This window comes from Micromonospora sp. WMMD558, from assembly GCF_049315255.1.
Taxonomy (GTDB): Bacteria; Actinomycetota; Actinomycetes; order Mycobacteriales; family Micromonosporaceae; genus Micromonospora.
This window is the reverse complement of record NZ_CP186061.1, coordinates 3,824,141-3,841,528: the sequence shown is the minus strand read 5'-3', so window position 1 is coordinate 3,841,528 and position 17,388 is coordinate 3,824,141. Positions and strand designations below refer to the sequence as shown.

The window sequence follows — 17,388 nt, the reverse complement described above, 5'->3', positions numbered from 1 at the left end:
CAACGGCTCAGGTGACCGGACCGCCGCCGAGTTCCACCGCCGCCCGACGACCGGACGAGGCGCCTGGCCACGAGCGTCCTGAGACGATTGACAGGTCCTGGTCGACGCGCAGTAGCCGTAGCACGCGGTGGACGCGCGGGGCCGGATCTGACACGATGAGCCGCCCACCGTGCTGACGCAGCCGCCGGTTCAGGTCGATCAGGTGCCCGACGGCGGCAGCGTCGATGTGTCGACACTCGGACAGGTCGACGACGAGACGTGCCGGCCGCAGTGCCAGGAGTTGGCCGCACAGCGCCTCCACCTGCGGCACGCATGCCAGGTCACACTCGGTGATCCGCACCTCGACGAGCGACAGCCGGCAACCGCCTGGTGCTGGCGTCGTCACGGGACACCCTCCTTTCGTCATGTCGCTGCTCGATAAATCACGCTGGGCGATTGCCGTAGCGGTCGCCGCGCGGATCGATGACAGTTGCTCAACAAGTGCCGAGCAAACGAAATATCAGGGATCTAAGAGCGAGATTCTGAGCGACTGATCGGGCCGGCGGCCTTCACAGCAGCTAGATTCCCGACAGCCCGGTCAACAGACGCCGCTCCAATTCCGATAATCGCCGCTCAATACCGGCTACGCTCCGTCCCCTCAACCGCCGGCCTGGAGGCAGCCATGCCCCGCACCCACCAGCAGACCATCAGGCTGTTGTGTGCCCGACGACGGAGGTGGCGTCGCCGGTAGGGGTGGCCTGCTCCCGCACCCCGACTACGGTGGGACGTCCGGCACTGTGCGCCACAGGCGCCGGCGCCACCGCGCGGCCCTCGGCGCGAACCGCACGGTGGTCGGTGTCGTCGGCGCGCTGCTGGCCGGGGCGGCGGTCGTACCGGTGCCGCCCGATGCCGGACCCAGAGAGCGTGAGCACATCCTGCGCGATTCGGGGCCGAGGCGATGCTCGTGCCGGCGGACGGTGTGGGACCCCGAATCACGCGGGTGCCGCCGCCGGCCTGGTGGGTCACGCGGGCAACGCGGTCATAACACCGTCGGTATTGCTCATTCGGACTGCGCGCGCCGTTGCCACTCGATGCTCTCCTCTATTCACGTCGATGCATCGATAGGAGGCAGTCATGTGGAGACGGCTCACCGCCGCCGGCGCGACGGTTCTCGCCCTGGCGCTGCCCGCGCCGCTCGGAGCCAGCGCGGGCAGCGCTGTCCCCGATCCGGGCAGCGCGGGTGCGTACGCCGCCGGCTACGTCGACACCACCGTCAGCGCGGCCGGCCGATCCTTCTCCGCCCGGGTCTACTATCCCGCCACCACCCCCGGCAACGGCCAGCCCGTCGCGGCGGGCCGGTTCCCGGCCATCGCCTTCGGGCACGGCTTCCTGCAGGGGATCTCGCGCTACCACTCGACCCTCGGCCACCTCGCCACGTGGGGCTTCATCGTCGTCGCGCCCGGCTCGCACGGCGGGTTGTCCCCGAACCACAGCGCCTTCGCCGACGACCTGAACGCCGCGCTCGCCTGGACGGTCGCGCAGGACGCAACCGCCGGGTCACGGTTCGCCGGGCGCGTCGACACCGACCGGCTCGGCCTGTCCGGTCACTCCATGGGCGGCGGCGCCAGCCTGCTCGCCGCGGCCCGCAACCCGCGCGTCGTGACGGTGGCCAACCTGGCCGCCGCCGAGACGAACCCGTCCGCCAAGGCAGCCGCCGCGACGCTCACCCTCCCGGTGCAGCTGGTCGCCGGGGAACGGGACAGCATCGCCGGGATCTCCGGCCACCAGCGGCCAATTTACGACAGCAAGCCACCCGCGAAGCAGCTACGCACCATCCGGGGCGGCTACCACTGCGGCTTCCTGGACAGCTCCTCCCTCTTCTGCGACAGCGGAAGCATCAGCCGAGCCACCCAGTTGCAGCTCACCCGGCGACTGCTCACCCAGTGGTTCCTCCGCCACCTGGCCGGCGACCCGGCGTACGACGCGGCGGTCTGGGGCACGCCCGCGCAGACCGATCCGGCGGTCGCCTTCGAGGGCGTCCGCTGACCGACCCGGCCGGGCCGCCGACCCCCGGATGGGCCGGGTGCGCCGAGCCGAAGCGGTCAAGTCCCAAGCTCGACTCGGCGCACCCCCACCGCATGACGAACGGGCGCTACCGGAGACGGAACGTCCGGGTGGCGTACGGGCCGAGCGGAATCGCGGCGCCGCAATCGAACACCTGAGCGGCGCCGGTCTCCGCCAGGTCGCACTCCGTCAACGAACCGTCGGCGCCGGACAACGCGGGGCTCCGGCGGCGGCCGGGCGACCGGACGGGATGCGATGATGAGGTCCATGCCTCTCGGGACCGGGTCGACCGCTGCGCCGTTCGCCCACCTTCAGGCACAGCACGCGACCCTGTACCGACAGGTTCTCGACGTCTTCGTCCGGGCCAAGCAGCGGTTCACCGTGCATCTGCGTCCTGAGGATGTCGTCGCCGAGATCGGCGCCGGCCCGTCGCTGGAGACCGTCCGTGCCGCCCTGGACCAGCTCGCCGACTGGGGCAACCTGCGCGCCGACCCGGACACTGGCCGGGTCACCACGGTCGAGGACTTCCACCGGGCCCGCTATCTCTACCAGCTCAGCCCGGAGGGGCATGCGGTCGAGGAGGCGGTCGCCGCCTACGAGGCGGCGCTCGGACGGCGCGGGGCGTTGCAGTCGGTCGCGCTGTCCGACATCGCGGAGCAGCTGCGGGCACTGCTGGTCGTCGCCGAGGCGGCCGCAGCCGGCGAACTCCCGGACTCGGCCAAGACCCACCTGCTGATGATGAGCCTCGTCGACCGGTTCACCGGCCTGGCTGACAACGCGCAGGCCTTCATGGCATCGTTGCGCCGGGCCATCGACTTCGCCGACGCCAACGTCGCGGCGTTCCTGGCGTACAAGGAACAGTTGATCGCCTACCTGGAACGGTTCATCGCGGATCTGGCCAACCGGGGCGCGGAGATCGCGCTGCTGGCCCGGCAGATCGAGGCGGCCGGCGTTGAGCCGCTGCTGCTGGTGGTGGCCCAACGCGAGGCCGCCGACGCGGCCCCCACCGAGGTACCCGAGGATACCGGCACCGACCCCAAGTCGGAGGCGACCGGCACCGCGGCGCAGGCCGATCCGGCAGCCGGCGCCCGGACGGAGACCGCCGCCGGTGTGACGGACGATGTCGGTACGGACGCGGGCGGCCCCCACAGCCATGAGGCCGCCGTCGGGGAGGCGCTCGACGCATGGCGGCAGCGCTGGGTTGGACTGCGGGACTGGTTCGTCAGCGCTGACGGCAGCCGCCCGTCGCAGGCGCGGCTGTTGCGGACGGCTGCGATTGGGGCGATCCGGCAGCTGCTCGGCATTGTGGCGGCGATCAACGAGCGGCGGTCCGGACGCTCCGACCGTACCGCCGACTTCCGCCGGCTCGCCCTCTGGTTCGCCCAAGTCCCCGACGACGAAGCGGCACACCGGCTCTGGCACACGGCGTTCGGCCTCTCCCCCGCCCGGCATCTCACCGTGACCGCCGAGACGCTCGCCGTCACCGAGCAGCAGCCGGTCCCGGCGGCCACCCCGTGGGCTCAGGCCCCGCGGCTGCAGATCAGCCCCCGGCTGCGCCGCACCGGCTCGTACGAGCGGCGCGGCTCGCCGAATCGTGTGCTCGACCGCACCGAGCAACGGCGCCTGCTCGCCGAGCGGATGCGACACGAGGCGGAACAGACCGCGCGGGCCCGCGCCGCACTGGCCACTGCGGGCCCGGTCACCCTCTCCGAGCTGGCCCGACTCGACTCCGCCGAGTTTCGGCTCTTCCTCCAGTTGCTCGGCGACGCCCTGGCGGCCAGCCGACCCGACGGCTCTGGGGCAGAGACCACCACCTCCGACGGGACGATGGCGGTACGGCTGCGTCGGGTGGCCGGCGGCGCGACAGTCCGGATCGTGACCGAGGACGGGGTGCTCGCCGGACCGGAGCACCTCATCGAGATCGTCGATCTGGTCGGGGCGGACCGGTGAGGGCACGCGGCGCCGCCGAGGATGTCCCCGAGGCCCGCAAGCGCCGGGCGGCCCGGCTGCTGCTCGCCCGCCCGCTGCTGGTCGCCGGGCAGACCGCCGACGACGAGTTCCGCCTGGTTCGGGCGTACGCGGCGGAGCTGCGCGAATGGTTCGACCGGGAGACCGGCTGGCGGCTGCTCGCCGACGCCCAGACGATACGGCTGATGAAGCTGACCGCCGACCCCCTCGACGGCAGCCACCCGGCCCGGGACCCGCGCTCGCGTACCCCCTTCTCCCGGCAGCGGTACGTCCTCACCTGCCTCGCCCTGGCCGCGCTGGACCGCGCCGACGGGCAGATCACCCTGGGCCGGCTCGCCGAGGATGTGGTGGCAGCGGCCGCCGAACCGACCCTGGTCGCGACCGGTTTCACGTTCGCACTGGACCGCCGGGAGCGGCGGGCCGACATGGTCGCCGTGGTCCGCCTGCTGCTGCACTGGGGCGTGCTGCGCCGGGTCGCCGGAGACGAGGAGGCCTACCTCGGCGCCGGCGGCGACGTCCTCTACGACGTGGACCGACCCGTCATCGCCGGTCTGCTCGCCACGACCCGGGGGCCGTCGATGCTCGGCGGGGCGACCCTGAAAGATCGGCTGGCAGCGCTGACGCTGGAGGTCGTACCGGACGTCGACGACGCCCGCAACCGGGCGCTGCGGCACCGACTGACCCGGCTGCTGCTGGAGCAGCCAGTGGTTTACTACGACGAACTCACCGAACCGGAACTGGCGTACCTGACCAGCCAGCGGCACGCACTGTTGACCCGGATCACCTCGTTCACCGGGCTGGTCGCCGAGGTGCGACGGGAGGGGATCGCGATGGTCGACCCCGACGACGAGCTCACCGACGTACGGATGCCGGCCGAGGGAATGCAGAGCCACCTGACCCTGCTGCTGGCTGAGCGGATCGCCGCCAGCGACCACGGAGTACGCGTCAGCGACCTGCACCGACACGCCCGGGAGCTGGCCCGCGAGCATCGGTCGTACTGGCGCAAGCACGCCACCGATCCCGGCGCGGAGGTGGACCTGGTCGCCACGGCTCTCGACGCGCTGCGCGCGCTCAAGCTGGTCACCGTCGAGTCGGGCGACGACCCGCTCGTGCTACCCCGCCCGGCGATCGCCCGGTACGCCCTGGCCGAGCCAACCATTCGAGAGCCCGCCGCTGCCGCGCCGGCCGAGGGGCCGGGGCCACATTCGCCCGAACGAACGAGGGAGTCAGCCCGGTGACCGACGCACTGCCGCAGCCCGACCGGCAGCGGTGGCAGCCGCTGCGCGCCGGACTGGTCGACGTCTTCTACTACGACCAGGAGGAGTTCCACTTCCACGGCGGAAGCCTGCTGCTGCGCGGCAACAACGGCACCGGCAAGTCGAAGGTGCTGGCTCTGACCCTGCCGTTTCTGCTCGACGGGGAGCTGACGCCGTACCGGGTCGAACCCGACGGCGACCCGAACAAGCGGATGGAGTGGAACCTGCTGCTCGGCGGCAAGCATCCGCACCCGGAACGGCTCGGCTACACCTGGCTGGAGTTCGGCCGCCGCGACCGCGACGGCGACCACTTCGTCACCATCGGCTGCGGCCTCAAGGCGGTCGCCGGTCGGGGCATCGCCCGGCACTGGTTCTTCGTCACCAGCCAACGGATCGGCGTCGACCTGGCACTGGTCAGCCCGACCGGCACCGCCCTTGCCCGGGACCGGCTGCGCGACGCGATCGGGACCGCCGGCATGGTCTACGACCGGGCGGTCGACTACCGGCGGGCCGTCGACGAGGCGCTGTTCGGGCTCGGCAACCGCTACGAGGCACTGGTCTCGCTGCTGATCCGGCTCCGCCAGCCGCAGCTGTCGAAACGGCCGGACGAGAAGAGCCTGTCCCGGGCGCTGAGCGACGCGCTGCCACCGCTGGACGAAAACCTGATCACTCAGGTCGCCGAGGCGTTCCGGGGGCTCGAAGGCGAACGGGAGACGCTGCGCGAGCTCGCCGAGACCAAGCGCGCCGCAGACGACTTCCTGACCCGCTACCGGGAGTACGCCCGAGTGGCGACCCGCCGCCGCGCCACCGTCCTGCGCCAGCAGCACAGCCGGTACGAACACCTCGGCCGGGAACTCGCGGACGCCCAGCGCGGCTGGGAGCAGGCCGACGCCGAGCTCACCGGGGCGCTGACTCGCCTCGACGAGTTGGCGACCCGGACACAGGAGTTGGGTACCCGCCTCCAGGCGCTGCGGGAGAGCCCGGAGGCGCGGACCGCTGACCACCTGCGCCGGCTGGCTGAAGTTGCCGCAGACCGGGAGCTGATTGCGGGCCAGCAGCAGCGGCGGCTCGGCGAGTTGCAGGCGGAGGCGGCCCGCGCCGCCCGAGACGCGCAGGACGCCGTCCGGCGGCTGCGGGACGCCCAGGCGTCCGAGGAGGCGACCCGCGACCGGGCGGCCCAGCAGGCCGTGACGGCCCGGATCGGCGACCGGCACACGGCCCGGGTGGCGGCGGCCCTGCCGTACGGGGTCGGCGAGGCGACCCGGGCCGCCGAGGAGCTGGTCGAGTCGCGGAGATCGGCGCTGCGTACCCTCGACAGGTTGCGCAGCACCGCCGAGGCCGCGCGGGATCGGGCCGAGCGGGCCCGCGAGGAGGTGGACCGGCTCGACGCCGAGGTCGCCGCCGCCGACCTACGCATCGCCGACGCCGAGACGGCCGCGACGGATGCCGGGCATCGGCTGGTCGACCAGACCCGGGAGCACCTCGCCGGACTGGTCGAACTTCCGGTCGGCGACCCCGAGGCGGTGCTCGCCGAGCTCGAACTCTGGGTTGCCAGCCTGGCCGGGGAGAACCCGGCGGCCCGGGAAACGGCCCGCGCCGCCCGAGCCGCGACCGAAACCCTGGCCCGCGCCGACGCCGCTCTCGACGCCGAGGAGGGCGGGGCCGGGGCCGCGCTGGCACAGGCCGAGGCCGAACTTCGTGAGCTCGAGGAGGGCGGGCACCACCCACCGCCGTCTCCCTATACCCGGGCCGACGAGGTACGCCGGGACCGGCCCGGCGCTCCACTGTGGCGGGTCGTCGACTTCGAGCCGGAGGTGACGCAGCGGGCGCGGGCCGGCATCGAGGCCGCGCTGGAGGCGGCCGGTGTGCTCGATGCCTGGCTCGACCCGGACGGCGCACTGCGCGACCCGGTCACCGGGGACGCCGTGCTGCGCCCCGGCCCGCCGGCAGCCGCGAATCTGGGCACCGTGCTCCACCCGGCGATCGACCGCGCCGATCCGGGCTGCGCCGCGTTGAGCGACGGGGCGGTCACGGCGGTCCTCGCCGCGATCGGCCTCGGCGTCGACTCGACGGCGACGACCTGGGTCGACCCGAGCGGCGCCTTCCGCAACGGCGTCCTCGCCGGGCGGTGGGCCAAGCCCGCGGCGGAGCACATCGGCGACGGCGCCCGGGAGGCGTACCGCCGGGCCCGGATCGGGCAACTGCGGGATGAGATCGCCCGGCTCTCGGCGACCCTGACCACGATCGCCGAAGCGCGCGGCGAGTTGCGCGAGCGGCGCGACCGGATCACCGCGGAGGCGGACAGCCTTCCCCCCGATCAGCGCCTGCGAGAGGCACACGCCCTGGTCCGCGGCGCCCACGAGGCCCGCCGCGGCACGGCCGACCGCCGAGCGGAGGCTGACGGGCGGCTGCGCCAGCGTCACACCGAGGCAGCCTCCGCGCTGGCCGAGGCGGCCGAATTCGCCGCCGACGTGGACCTGCCGTACGACGTCGACGAGCTGGCTGTGGTTCGCGACGGGTTGCACGCGTACCAGCTGGCGCTCGCGGCCTGGTGGCCGGCGGTGACCGCCGTACGGACCGCGACCGGCTACCGGGACGAGACGGCCAGCCGCCACGCGGAGCTGTTGGAGCGGCTGGAGCCGGCGGCCGCCGACGCGGCCCGGGCCCGCGACGCGGCGACCGCCGCCCGGGTGGAGTACGAGACCCTCGACGCCGCAGCCGGCGCCTCCGTCGCCGAGCTGGAACGGCGTCTCGCCGAGGCGACCACGCAGCTCGACGAGTGCGAACGGGAGCGCGGGGAGGCAGGCCGGCAGGAAGCCGCGGCCCGCGACGCCCGGGGTAGGGCCGACGGGCTGCGCGAGCGCCTCCACGCGGAGCTGGACGAGGCGACCGCCGGCCGCGATGCCGCCGTCAACGGGTTGCGTGCGTTCGCCGGTACGGGTTTGATCGCGCTGGTCTGCCCCGGGCTGGAGGTGCCGGAGCTGGCGCAGCCGTGGGCGGCGACCCCAGCGGTGACCCTGGCCCGCGGCATCGAACGGGAGCTCGCCGACGCCGATGACGACGACCGCCGCTGGGACCGGCTGCAGCAGCAGGTCAGCGTCGAACTCAAGACGCTGACCGACAGCCTCTCCCGGCACGGGCACCAGGTGCTGCCCACGGTCCACGAGGAGACCATGGTCGTCGAGGTGACCTTCCAGGGCAGCACCCGCAGCGTCGCCGACCTCTCCGCCGCCCTGGTCGACGAGATCGACGAACGGCACCGGCTGCTCTCGGCGCACGAGCGTGAGGTGTTGGAGACTCACCTGGTCAACGAGGTGGCCGGGGCGCTCCAGGAGCTGATCGTCGGCGCCGAGCGGCAGGTCGGTGGGATGAACACCGAGCTGGAGCGCCGCCCCACCTCCACCGGGATGCGCCTGCGGCTGTTGTGGCGCCCGACTCGGGACGCCCCGGCCGGGCTGGCCGAACTGCGGGCCCGGCAGCTACGGCAGAGCACCGACGTGTGGAACGACGAGGACCGGCGCGCCGTCGGTGCGTTCCTGCAGGAGCAGATCAACCGGGAACGCCTGCGCGACGACGCGGCGACCTGGACCGAGCAGCTCACCCGGGCGCTGGACTACCGGGCCTGGCACGAGTTTGCGATCCAGCGACACCAGGACGGGCAGTGGCGGCCGGCGACCGGTCCGGCCTCCGGCGGCGAGCGGGTGCTCGCAGCGAGCGTGCCGCTGTTCGCAGCCGCCTCCTCCTACTACGGGTCGGCGGGTAACCCGCACGCGCCCCGGCTGATCGCGCTCGACGAGGCGTTCGCGGGGGTCGACGACGACTCCCGGGCCAAGTGCCTCGGCCTGCTCGCCACCTTCGACCTGGACGTGGTGATGACCAGCGAACGGGAGTGGGGCTGCTACCCGCAGGTGCCGGGCCTGGGCATCGCCCAGCTGGCCCGCCACGACGGCATCGACGCCGTTCTGGTCACGCCGTGGCGGTGGGACGGCCGGGAACGGCGGTTGATGACCCGTCCGGAGCCCGCACCGCGTCCCCCGCACCAGCGCGAACCCGAGCCGCAGGATCACCAGCAGGTTGCGGCACCGGGGCTCTGGGAAACCGAATGACGGACCTGGAGCGCCTGCGGCGGCAACTCGGCGGCCCGGAGACCGGGCGGCTGCTGCAACGCCTACGCCGCCGGCTCACCCGGGGGCAGCCGCTGACCGGCACACTCTCGCTCAACCAACCGAGCCCGGACGAACGCCGGGCCATCGAAGGGCTGCTGGGCCGCCCGCCCGGCCGGGGCGGCACCCTGACGGTCAACCTGGACGAACTCGACCAGGTGGTCCGACGCAGCGGCATGCACCCAGCCGGATTGGCCGCCGCGGTCGAGGCGCTGACCGGGACCATCGCCGTACTCGCCGACGTTCGGGCCGCCGAGGCAGCGGCCTGGCGCGCCGCGTCAGCGCCACTCGTCGCGCTCGGCGAGGCCCGTACCGAGCTGGCCGGGTGGTGCACCGATCCACGTACCACCACGCTGCTGCGCCGGCTGTCCGGCTCGCCGGAGGCGGCGGCCCGCCTCGCCAATGCGCTGGTCGCCGTGCTCGGCGCGTTGCCGGCCGCCGGGGAGCCGCTGAGCCGGCTGGCGGCGCGGACGACGGACGACGCGCACGCCCTCGACCCGGACCGACCGCTGGCCACCCTGGTCCGCTCGGCCATCCGGGCAACCTGGTGGGGCAGCGAGCCGCTGCCGGAGTCGGCCGCCATGCAGCGCCGGATGCTCTGGTACGCGGTCGGGGTCACCGTCGACGAACTTTCCTCCACGGTGCTCGCGGTCAACCTGCCCACCCGGCCCGGCTGCCGGCTGCACACCCTCGCCGGGCCAGCCACGGCGCTCGGCGAACCGGTGGTACTCACCCTGCGACAGCTCACCCGCGACGAGCCGAGATTCGCGGCGGAAGAAATCTATGCCTGCGAGAACCCGACCGTGCTCGCCGCCGCAGCCGACGAACTCGGCCCGGCCTGCCCGCCGCTGGTCTGCGTCGGCGGGCAACCCACCACGGCCGCGCTGCGCCTGCTCACCGCGTTGACGGCGGACGGCGCCCGGCTGCGCTACCACGGCGACTTCGACTGGGGCGGCCTGCGGATCGCCAACCTGCTGCACGCCCGGCTGCCCTGGCGACCGTGGCGTTACCAGGCCGAGGACTACCTCGCCGCGCTCGCGGTGCATGGTTCGACCCGGCCGCTGCGAGGCAGCACCGTGGATGCGGCCTGGGATCCCGAACTCGCCGCCGCGTTGCAGGGCCGCGGGGTACGGGTGGAGGAGGAACTCGTCCTCGACGACCTCCTCGGCGACCTGTCCGAATTCGCCAGCGCCTGAACCGGTTCTGTCTTGGCGGTGAGCGATCTGCTTGCCCCTTTGCGGTTTCCAGAACTCGTCGCACCTCTGCGACAGCTCAACCAGACCCCGCACGCACAGATCTCGGCAGATGTCAACTCAGCTCGCCCGCGGCGGCGAGGCCCTGCGGAACTGGCCGCCGGTCTAGTTAGCGACTCAAGGATCTTGGTGTCGAGGGTGTAGCGCGTGGGTCGTCGCTGCGAGATGTCTGACATCGAGTGGGAGGCGCTGTCGCGGTATCTGCCGTCGGCGGTGACTGGTGGTCGGCCGCGGATCGATGACCGGCGGGTGCTCAACGGGACCGTGTGGAAGTTCCGAGCTGTCGAGCGGATGCTCGCCGGGTCCGGGCCGATGCGGACGCGGCTGGGGACATCGACCGGCTGCTCTCGGTCGACTCGTCCATTGTGCGGGCCCACCAGCACGCCGCGGCCAGCCGCCGGGACGGTCACCTGCACAAGGAACCACCGGTGGCGTGGCCACCGAATTCCGACGATCACGGGCTGGGCCGCTCGGCGGCGGGGTCACCCACAATGACGCACCTGGCCTGCGAGCAGGGCCGCGAAACCCTCGCCGTGGTGATCACTGTCAGGGCAGCGCGCAAACAGCCCGGCAGTTCATCACCGTGCTGGAAATGGATCAGTGATCGTCGGGGTCGATGTAGCGGTCGGGGTTGGTGGCGGTGGTGTGGGGGCCGTGGTCCGACGGCAGATCGTGCAGCCATCGGCGCAGGCCGGGGTCGGTGGTGAGGGTCCAGGCGGGGCCGGCAGGGTGCTCGTCGTGCAGGCCGGTGGCCACGGGCATGGCGGTGGGCACGTCGGCGAGGGCGTCGAGCAGGCTGGCCTCGCGGCGGCGGTGGGGCACGCGCAGCAGGACGGGGTATCGGGGGCCGTACTCGGCGAGGCGCTCGTAGGCGCGCAGCTTGCGCAGCACGCTGGCAGGCGGTTCGGTGCCGTTGTCGTGTTCGAGGAAGAACCCCACGGTCCGGCCGCCGGCGGTCCAAATGCCGTGGCCGTCGGGGCGGATCCCGGCGAGATGGTAGGCGGCGGTGGCGTGCTGCTCGGACCACCAGCGTCGCAGGTGGGCACGTGAGTCGGTGCGCGTGTAGGCGATCAGGTCGACGAAGAGCTGGTTGACGCCGAGCAGGTGCCGCAGCCGGGGGCTGCCGATGATGCGTTCGGTACGCTCGATGCTGCTGCGTGGCGGTCGAGCGTCCGGCCGGTCGGGATCGGTGTATGTGGTGGGATGTACGAGCATCCCGAGCGGGCCGAGGGTGTAGAGGTGCTGGCTGTCGCCGGTGGTGACGTCAACGAACCGGTGCACGGCGTCGATGCGGTGCAGGGTGTCCAGGCGCAGCCGGGCCGAGCGCTCCGACGGGAACAGCGCCCGGGTGATCTGGGCGGTGGACAGCACGTAGTGCTCAGCGAGCCACGGGAGGAGCTCACGGTCGAGCAGGGTCAACCGCCGCAGGTGCGACAGTCGCTGTGACTTGTTGGACGGAGTTCGGGGCGACGACGGACGGAACACGGGAATGGAGGAATCGCTGTTCATGAGGTGTTTCTTCAGGGAGTAGCGGGAAGGGACCCCTCCCGTGGGGAGGAAGTCTGGAACTGTCGCCGCTGATGACGGTGGACGGTCACGGGGCGGCGTGCTGAGGCCGTGCCGTGGGAACCGTGACCGGCAGATCCACACCGAGCCCCGGTCGATCGCCAGTCGGGCAGCAACTGGGGTGTTCGAGCCTGCCTCCGCAGACCAGCACGATCCGTGCCTCTCACCGCGCTGACGCCTGCGCCGTCTTACGGTCTGCACCCTGCGACGGCGATCGATCGGCACCGGCCAGCGGGATCGTCGGATCCGGCACTCCACCACCAAGCTGATGGAAACTGTCGACTCAGGACGCTAGCCCTTCGCCTCCAGAGCGGAGCGTTCCCATCTGGCCAGGTCGGCGGCGGCCGCGTAGGTCGAGCGGAGGAACTCGGTCAGCACGGCGTCGGGATCGGGCGCGCTGGCGACCGTCTCGTAGGGCAGCACGCACTCCCGCAGGTCTTGGTCGTAGAAGGCGGCCGTGCGCTCTGGATAGCCCGGCGGCTCCGGATAGGCGTACGCATAGAAGGCGCCTTCCTCGCCGCCGCCCGGCCAGAAGCCGAAGCTCGCCAGCTCGTGCGAATAGCCCTCCTGCATCACCGCCGGCGGGCAGTTGGGCACGCCGCCCGGGTGGGCCGGGGCGACGCGGCCGGAGAATCGCGTGTAGGCCAGATCCATCGCTCCCCAGAAGAAGTGCACCGGGCTTGCCTTGCCCACGAACTCTGAGCGGAAGCGGCCGAGGACGCGTTCGGCCTGCAATAGTTGCTGCCAGAAAAGATGCGCGGCCTCTCCGTCGTACGACTTGTTCTTGTGGTCGTCAGCGAAGGGGATCGCGATCTCGACCTCGTTGGGAATCGCATGGATCTGCGGCTCGAGTCCGAGCGCGGCCAGCGTTTCGAGGGTTTCGCCGTAGAACGTCGCGACTGGCTTTGGTTCGAGGGCGATGTCGCTCGAGCCGCCGTCGCTGGTGCGCAGGCGAAGCCGGTGATCGAGGAAGTCGAACTCGATGTCGAAGGCCCCCTCGCGGTACGGCACCGGCGACGTGGTCAGGCCACGCGCGGTCGGATAGAGCGTGACGTGCCACCAGTGGTTGACCGCCGGCGCGTAGGCCATGCGAATCTTGCCGATGATCTGGGTCCACATGTGCAGCGTGTCGCGGGTGTCGGCCCAGTCCGCCACGCGCAGCCGGGGCCATGACGCGGTGATCGCGTTCTGCATCGCCTTAACCCGCCCAGCCGGTCGACGTGGCCGCCTTGAGAATGATCTCGGCCACCGCGGTGGGCTCCGAGGCGGGGATCGCATGCGACGCACCGGGAAGTTCCACGCTCGCGCGAGCACCGGCGCGCTCGGCCATGAAGCGGTGTGCCTCGAGCGGGATGTTGTAGTCCAGCTCCGGGTACACGAACCAGGACGGCACGGTCTTCCACGCCGGTTCGCCGGAGCCCTCGTTAAGCGCCGTGGTGTTGAGCGGGCGCTGGGCGGCCGCGTCGACGGCGGCTCGCTCGGGCGGAACATCGGCGGTGAACTGGTGGTGGAACTTATCCTGCTGGATGTACAGATCAACCGTTCCGTCCGGCAGGGGGACTTCCTGGAGGGTCTCGCCAAGGGTGCCACCGGGGAACTTGCCGGACAGCTCGCCGATGCTCTCACCGGCTTCAGGCGCGAAGGCGGCAACGAACACGAGCGCCTTGACGTGGTCGTGGCCGACAGCGGCGTTGGAGATGACCGCCCCACCGTAGGAGTGGCCGACGAGTACGACCGGTCCGCCGATCGTGGCCACGACGCTGGAGATGACGGCGGCATCGCCGGACAGGCTGCGCAACGGGTTGGGCGCGGCGACGACCGGGTAGCCGTCGGCGTGCAGCCGCTGGATCACGCTGTTCCAGCTGGCGGACTCGGCGAACGCGCCGTGGACGAGGACGATGGTGGGTTTCATTCCAGTGCCTTTTCATCGGGTCGACAGCAGGACGGTGGACAGGAACTCGGCGGCCTGGCGGATCGCAGCCTCGGCCGCCCGGGTTTCACGGAGCACGTTGAGCATCACGAAGTCGTGAATGACGCCCTGGTAGCGCACCGCGGTAACGGGCACGCCGGCTTGACGCAATTTGTCGGCATACGCCTCGCTTTCGTCACGCAGCACGTCGGCCTCGGCGACGATGACCAGGGCCGGCGGCAACCCGGCCAGTTGCTCGGCGGTGGCGCGCAGCGGCGAGGCGGTGATCTCGGCACGCTGCGCGGCGTCGGTGGTGTTCCTTCAATGATCTGCGTGGATCAGTCCGGGGTTTCGGCCCCGCCGTCCACCAGTTCGTACTGCAACGCCCCCGACGGGCAGCGCCGCACCACTTCGGCCAAGCGCTCGGCCTCGGCACCGTCGGGCCGAATCCACGGGCGCTGGCCCGTGTCGAAGACTTCCGGCAAGCCGCGCACGCACTCGGCGGCGTGTAAGCAACGCCTCGCCTCGAACGTGACGGTGATCTTCTGGCCCTCATACGCTTTCTTCTCGGTTCTGCTGCTCATGCGGGCCTCCGTCGCTGCCATGTCCGGCTGTTCAATCGCTGACTCTGCTGTAGGACTGGTACACCAGGTCCTGATACTCGGGGTGCCTGGCGATCCACCCCGCGATAAATGGGCAGGTGGCCAGGACCAGCAGGTTCGCGGCGCGCGCCTCGTCGAGGGCGGTGCGGGCCAGTGCTGCCCCGACTCCCCTGCCCTCGTACTCGGGCGGAACCTCGGTGTGGACGAACGCGACGAGTTCCGTGGTACGGATGTACTGCGCGACGCCCGCGACCTTGGACTCTCCCTCGATTCGGGCCTCGTACCGCTTGGCCTCGGGAGCATCACTCACTCTGACTGCCATGTGTCCTCCAGGTGTCTTTGGCGTGGGTCTGAATTCACACCGGTTCGGTCTGTCTAGCTGATGCGTCACTTAAGGTCACCGGCCTTCTGGGCCGACCCGTTATCAGGACTTGGTGGACAACGCGTCGCTGGGCGTCGCCAGGTTGAGCGGGCGCAGCCGTCTCCGCGTCGTCTCGGCGAGCGCGGCAATCCTGCGGCCACCACCCAGTGTGCGTCAGCAACCGGCCACGACCAGTGACACCGCGTCACATGCGGTGATGACACGGCGCCACTGCCGGATGAGCTGCGCGCGCTTCAAGAAGGCCTGACCACCCTGGCCACGGAGCCGCCGAATCGAGCGGATGGCCAGTACTCATGGAGTGCTCTACGACCTGGTCGCCGCCGACCAGTACTCCGTAGAGCGGCCAGTCCGGTCGGTCAGGATGCCGGCCACCAGGCCACAGATGATCAGCGACACGGTGTTGGTCAGAATCGTGCGGTCACGCATCGCATTCTGGTCAACCTCGATCCACATGGTGCAGCCAGTTGGCGGTGCCACGGCCCCGGCGGGCCGCTCACCGTCACAACGTGGCGATCACGACCTCGGCCGCCCGGGCGATCAGGGCGTTGTCGTAGCCGGCGTCCTTCTGGTCGCGGCTGGACAGCACCGCGAGGACGATCGGCGCACGATCCGGGGGCCAGATCACCGCGATGTCGTTGCGGGTGCCGTAACCGCCGGCACCGGTCTTGTCCCCGACGACCCAGCCGTCGGGCACACCGGCGCGGATCAGCTCGCCGCCGGTGGTGTTGCCCCGCAGCCAGCCGTTGAGGATGTCGCGGTCCGCGGGTTCGAGGGCGTCGCCGACGGCGTACGCCCGCAGGTCCTGGGCCATGGCCCGCGCGGTGCTGGTGTCCCGCCGGTCACCCGGCCTGGCCTCGTTGAGCGCGGTCTCGTAGCGCGCCGGATCGGTGACCTTGTCGCCGACCTCGCGCAGTTCCTTCTCGAACTTCTGCGGTCCACCGAGCCGGCGCAGCAGCAGGTTACCGGCGGTGTTGTCGCTGTACCGCACGGCCGCGTCGGCGATCGCGCGCAGCGTCATGCCGTCGGCGACGTGCCGCTCCGTGATCGGCGAATAGGTCACCAGGTCGTCCGCCGAGTACCGCACCACCCGGTCCAGCTCGGCGTCGGTGGTCTCGTCGAGGACCTCCGCGGCGGCCAACGCCTTGAAGGTCGAGGCGTACGCGAACCGCTCGTCGGCCCGGTACCCCACCGTCCGGCCGGTGCCGGTGTCGATCGCGTAGACCCCCAACCGCGCGTCGACCCTCTCCTCCAGCCGTCGAAACTCGCGGTCCGGGTCGGTCTGGGCGGAGACGGTGGCCGTCGCCACGGGGTCGGGCGGCGGCGGCCCGGCGGCATCAGCGGGGCCGCACGCGGCCAGGGACACCGCCGCCACCGAGGCCACCAGACGGTGTGTCGCAAAGGTCATCATCGCTCCTTGCTCGCTGCCGTGGGTCCGGCGCGGGCGGCGCCGGTCGGACAGGACTTGACCCTGGCAGGGATCTGGCATGCGGTCGAAGACGGAACTGGCGGTGTTCATGCTGATCTGGCATTGCCGGCGCGGCGCGGATCGGACCGGTCCTGCTCGAGATCAGGCCGGCGGTCACGAGCTGGGATCCGCGAGGGGACCGTCGGCGGTGAACGCCCGCTTCGCGAAGCGTTCGGCGATGCGCCGGTGGGTGGCGGTGTCCGGGTGGAGCTGGTCGGGCAGCGGCAGGTCGGCGAAGTCGGATCGGCCGTAGAGGTCGAGGCCGTCGAGGTGGTGCAGGTTCGGGTCGCCGGCCGCCCGCTGCGTGCTGATGCGGGCCAGCTCGTCCCGGGTGACGCCGAGGGTCAGCTTTTCGCTCGCCCGCTCCGCCGGGTCGCCGGTGGCCCGGAAGCGCACCTGTCCGGTGCCGAGGCGGTGGGGCTGGTGGCGTTGGGGCCCTGGCTGATGGAACTGCCGTGGTGCAGCCAGACCCGGCGCCCCCCGGTCGGGTACCGGTGCGACGGGGGCGTCGGTGCGCAGGGCGACGAGTTCGGTCCTCTCGTGGTGCGGCAGCCAGATCTCGACGTCCTTCACGCGGTCGGACAGTCCGGTGAAGCGGACGGTCCCGGGTGGGCCGGATCGGCGCTCCGTGGTCCCGCTGGTCATGTCGATGGTCACCGTGTCGCCACCGGTCACGCTGGCCTGGTCGGTAACGGCCGGTGCGGCAGCACACCGCGCGCCGTTTGCTGCACGTCGAGTGCGCCGCGCAGGAGGTCCGTGCTGATCGGGGGTGGTGATCCAG

At 71.8% G+C, this 17,388-nt stretch carries 15 protein-coding genes and 2 pseudogenes; 7 read left to right on the top strand and 10 right to left on the bottom strand.

All coding sequences use genetic code 11. The features are described 5' to 3' along the window. Window positions 1–7 precede the first annotated feature (7 nt). On the bottom strand, window positions 8–385 hold the full coding sequence (locus ACN26Y_RS18490) for an STAS domain-containing protein (protein WP_366599734.1): 378 nt from the start codon (window positions 383–385) through the stop codon (window positions 8–10). Between the two features lie 19 nt (window positions 386–404). Here ACN26Y_RS18490 and ACN26Y_RS18485 point away from each other — a divergent pair, with 19 nt between their 5' ends. From ACN26Y_RS18485 to ACN26Y_RS18455, 7 genes and pseudogenes are all read left to right on the top strand, one after another. Then, window positions 405–533 (top strand): hypothetical protein, encoded by a 129-nt coding sequence (locus ACN26Y_RS18485; protein ID WP_255456013.1) that lies wholly within the window; start codon window positions 405–407, stop codon window positions 531–533. A 291-nt stretch (window positions 534–824) separates the two neighbouring features. Then, window positions 825–952 (top strand): annotated as a pseudogene (locus ACN26Y_RS18480) (AMP-binding protein); the annotation flags it as partial. Between the two features lie 161 nt (window positions 953–1,113). Next, the gene (locus ACN26Y_RS18475; protein ID WP_422733128.1) at window positions 1,114–2,025 is read left to right on the top strand and encodes an alpha/beta hydrolase family protein; all 912 of its coding nucleotides are present in this window, start codon (window positions 1,114–1,116) and stop codon (window positions 2,023–2,025) included. 285 nt (window positions 2,026–2,310) lie between these two features. Next, window positions 2,311–3,993, top strand: coding sequence for a TIGR02677 family protein (locus ACN26Y_RS18470; protein ID WP_422733127.1), 1,683 nt, complete (start codon window positions 2,311–2,313; stop codon window positions 3,991–3,993). Continuing rightward, complete coding sequence (locus ACN26Y_RS18465) at window positions 3,990–5,249, top strand: TIGR02678 family protein (protein WP_366599738.1); 1,260 nt, start codon at window positions 3,990–3,992, stop codon at window positions 5,247–5,249. The genes ACN26Y_RS18470 and ACN26Y_RS18465 overlap by 4 nt, the downstream gene beginning before the upstream one ends. Then, window positions 5,246–9,373 carry a TIGR02680 family protein gene (locus ACN26Y_RS18460; protein ID WP_366599739.1) on the top strand — a complete coding sequence of 1,376 codons (4,128 nt, stop codon included), beginning with the start codon at window positions 5,246–5,248 and terminating at the stop codon, window positions 9,371–9,373. Before ACN26Y_RS18465 ends, ACN26Y_RS18460 begins: the two co-directional genes overlap by 4 nt. Beyond that, window positions 9,370–10,626 (top strand): TIGR02679 family protein, encoded by a 1,257-nt coding sequence (locus ACN26Y_RS18455; protein ID WP_422733126.1) that lies wholly within the window; start codon window positions 9,370–9,372, stop codon window positions 10,624–10,626. The genes ACN26Y_RS18460 and ACN26Y_RS18455 overlap by 4 nt, the downstream gene beginning before the upstream one ends. A 654-nt stretch (window positions 10,627–11,280) precedes the next feature. Here the strand turns inward: ACN26Y_RS18455 and ACN26Y_RS18450 are convergent. From ACN26Y_RS18450 to ACN26Y_RS18410, 9 genes and pseudogenes are all read right to left on the bottom strand, one after another. Beyond that, window positions 11,281–12,192 (bottom strand): replication-relaxation family protein, encoded by a 912-nt coding sequence (locus ACN26Y_RS18450; RefSeq protein WP_422733125.1) that lies wholly within the window; start codon window positions 12,190–12,192, stop codon window positions 11,281–11,283. 348 nt (window positions 12,193–12,540) lie between these two features. Then, window positions 12,541–13,443, bottom strand: a complete 903-nt coding sequence (locus ACN26Y_RS18445) for a DUF5996 family protein (protein ID WP_366599742.1) — start codon at window positions 13,441–13,443, stop codon at window positions 12,541–12,543. Window positions 13,444–13,447: 4 nt separating this feature from the next. Continuing rightward, entirely contained in the window at window positions 13,448–14,161 is a 714-nt protein-coding gene (locus tag ACN26Y_RS18440; protein ID WP_155331478.1) for an alpha/beta fold hydrolase, read from the bottom strand. A 12-nt stretch (window positions 14,162–14,173) separates the two neighbouring features. Further along, window positions 14,174–14,455: pseudogene (locus tag ACN26Y_RS18435) on the bottom strand (alpha/beta hydrolase fold domain-containing protein); the annotation flags it as partial. 41 nt (window positions 14,456–14,496) lie between these two features. Further along, entirely contained in the window at window positions 14,497–14,742 is a 246-nt protein-coding gene (locus ACN26Y_RS18430; RefSeq protein WP_155331477.1) for a (4Fe-4S)-binding protein, read from the bottom strand. 31 nt (window positions 14,743–14,773) lie between these two features. Further along, window positions 14,774–15,082: a GNAT family N-acetyltransferase gene (locus ACN26Y_RS18425; protein WP_155331476.1), complete on the bottom strand. Its 309-nt coding sequence runs from the start codon at window positions 15,080–15,082 to the stop codon at window positions 14,774–14,776. Between the two features lie 363 nt (window positions 15,083–15,445). After that, on the bottom strand, window positions 15,446–15,595 hold the full coding sequence (locus ACN26Y_RS18420) for a hypothetical protein (RefSeq protein ID WP_155331475.1): 150 nt from the start codon (window positions 15,593–15,595) through the stop codon (window positions 15,446–15,448). Between the two features lie 46 nt (window positions 15,596–15,641). Beyond that, entirely contained in the window at window positions 15,642–16,550 is a 909-nt protein-coding gene (gene bla / locus ACN26Y_RS18415) for a class A beta-lactamase (protein WP_422733124.1), read from the bottom strand. Between the two features lie 171 nt (window positions 16,551–16,721). Then, window positions 16,722–17,282: a hypothetical protein gene (locus ACN26Y_RS18410; RefSeq protein WP_230688624.1), complete on the bottom strand. Its 561-nt coding sequence runs from the start codon at window positions 17,280–17,282 to the stop codon at window positions 16,722–16,724. Window positions 17,283–17,388 lie beyond the last annotated feature (106 nt).

What these genes read in the sequence shown, in the direction of transcription:
- ACN26Y_RS18485 (WP_255456013.1), top strand. Translation starts at nt 405, where the DNA reads ATGTCGCTGCTCGATAAATCACGCTGGGCGATTGCCGTAGCGGTCGCC.
- ACN26Y_RS18475 (WP_422733128.1), top strand. Translation starts at nt 1,114, where the DNA reads ATGTGGAGACGGCTCACCGCCGCCGGCGCGACGGTTCTCGCCCTGGCG.
- ACN26Y_RS18470 (WP_422733127.1), top strand. Translation starts at nt 2,311, where the DNA reads ATGCCTCTCGGGACCGGGTCGACCGCTGCGCCGTTCGCCCACCTTCAG.
- ACN26Y_RS18455 (WP_422733126.1), top strand. Translation starts at nt 9,370, where the DNA reads ATGACGGACCTGGAGCGCCTGCGGCGGCAACTCGGCGGCCCGGAGACC.
- ACN26Y_RS18450 (WP_422733125.1), bottom strand. Translation starts at nt 12,192, where the DNA reads ATGAACAGCGATTCCTCCATTCCCGTGTTCCGTCCGTCGTCGCCCCGA.
- ACN26Y_RS18445 (WP_366599742.1), bottom strand. Translation starts at nt 13,443, where the DNA reads ATGCAGAACGCGATCACCGCGTCATGGCCCCGGCTGCGCGTGGCGGAC.
- ACN26Y_RS18440 (WP_155331478.1), bottom strand. Translation starts at nt 14,161, where the DNA reads ATGAAACCCACCATCGTCCTCGTCCACGGCGCGTTCGCCGAGTCCGCC.
- ACN26Y_RS18430 (WP_155331477.1), bottom strand. Translation starts at nt 14,742, where the DNA reads ATGAGCAGCAGAACCGAGAAGAAAGCGTATGAGGGCCAGAAGATCACC.
- ACN26Y_RS18425 (WP_155331476.1), bottom strand. Translation starts at nt 15,082, where the DNA reads ATGGCAGTCAGAGTGAGTGATGCTCCCGAGGCCAAGCGGTACGAGGCC.
- ACN26Y_RS18420 (WP_155331475.1), bottom strand. Translation starts at nt 15,595, where the DNA reads ATGTGGATCGAGGTTGACCAGAATGCGATGCGTGACCGCACGATTCTG.
- bla (WP_422733124.1), bottom strand. Translation starts at nt 16,550, where the DNA reads ATGATGACCTTTGCGACACACCGTCTGGTGGCCTCGGTGGCGGCGGTG.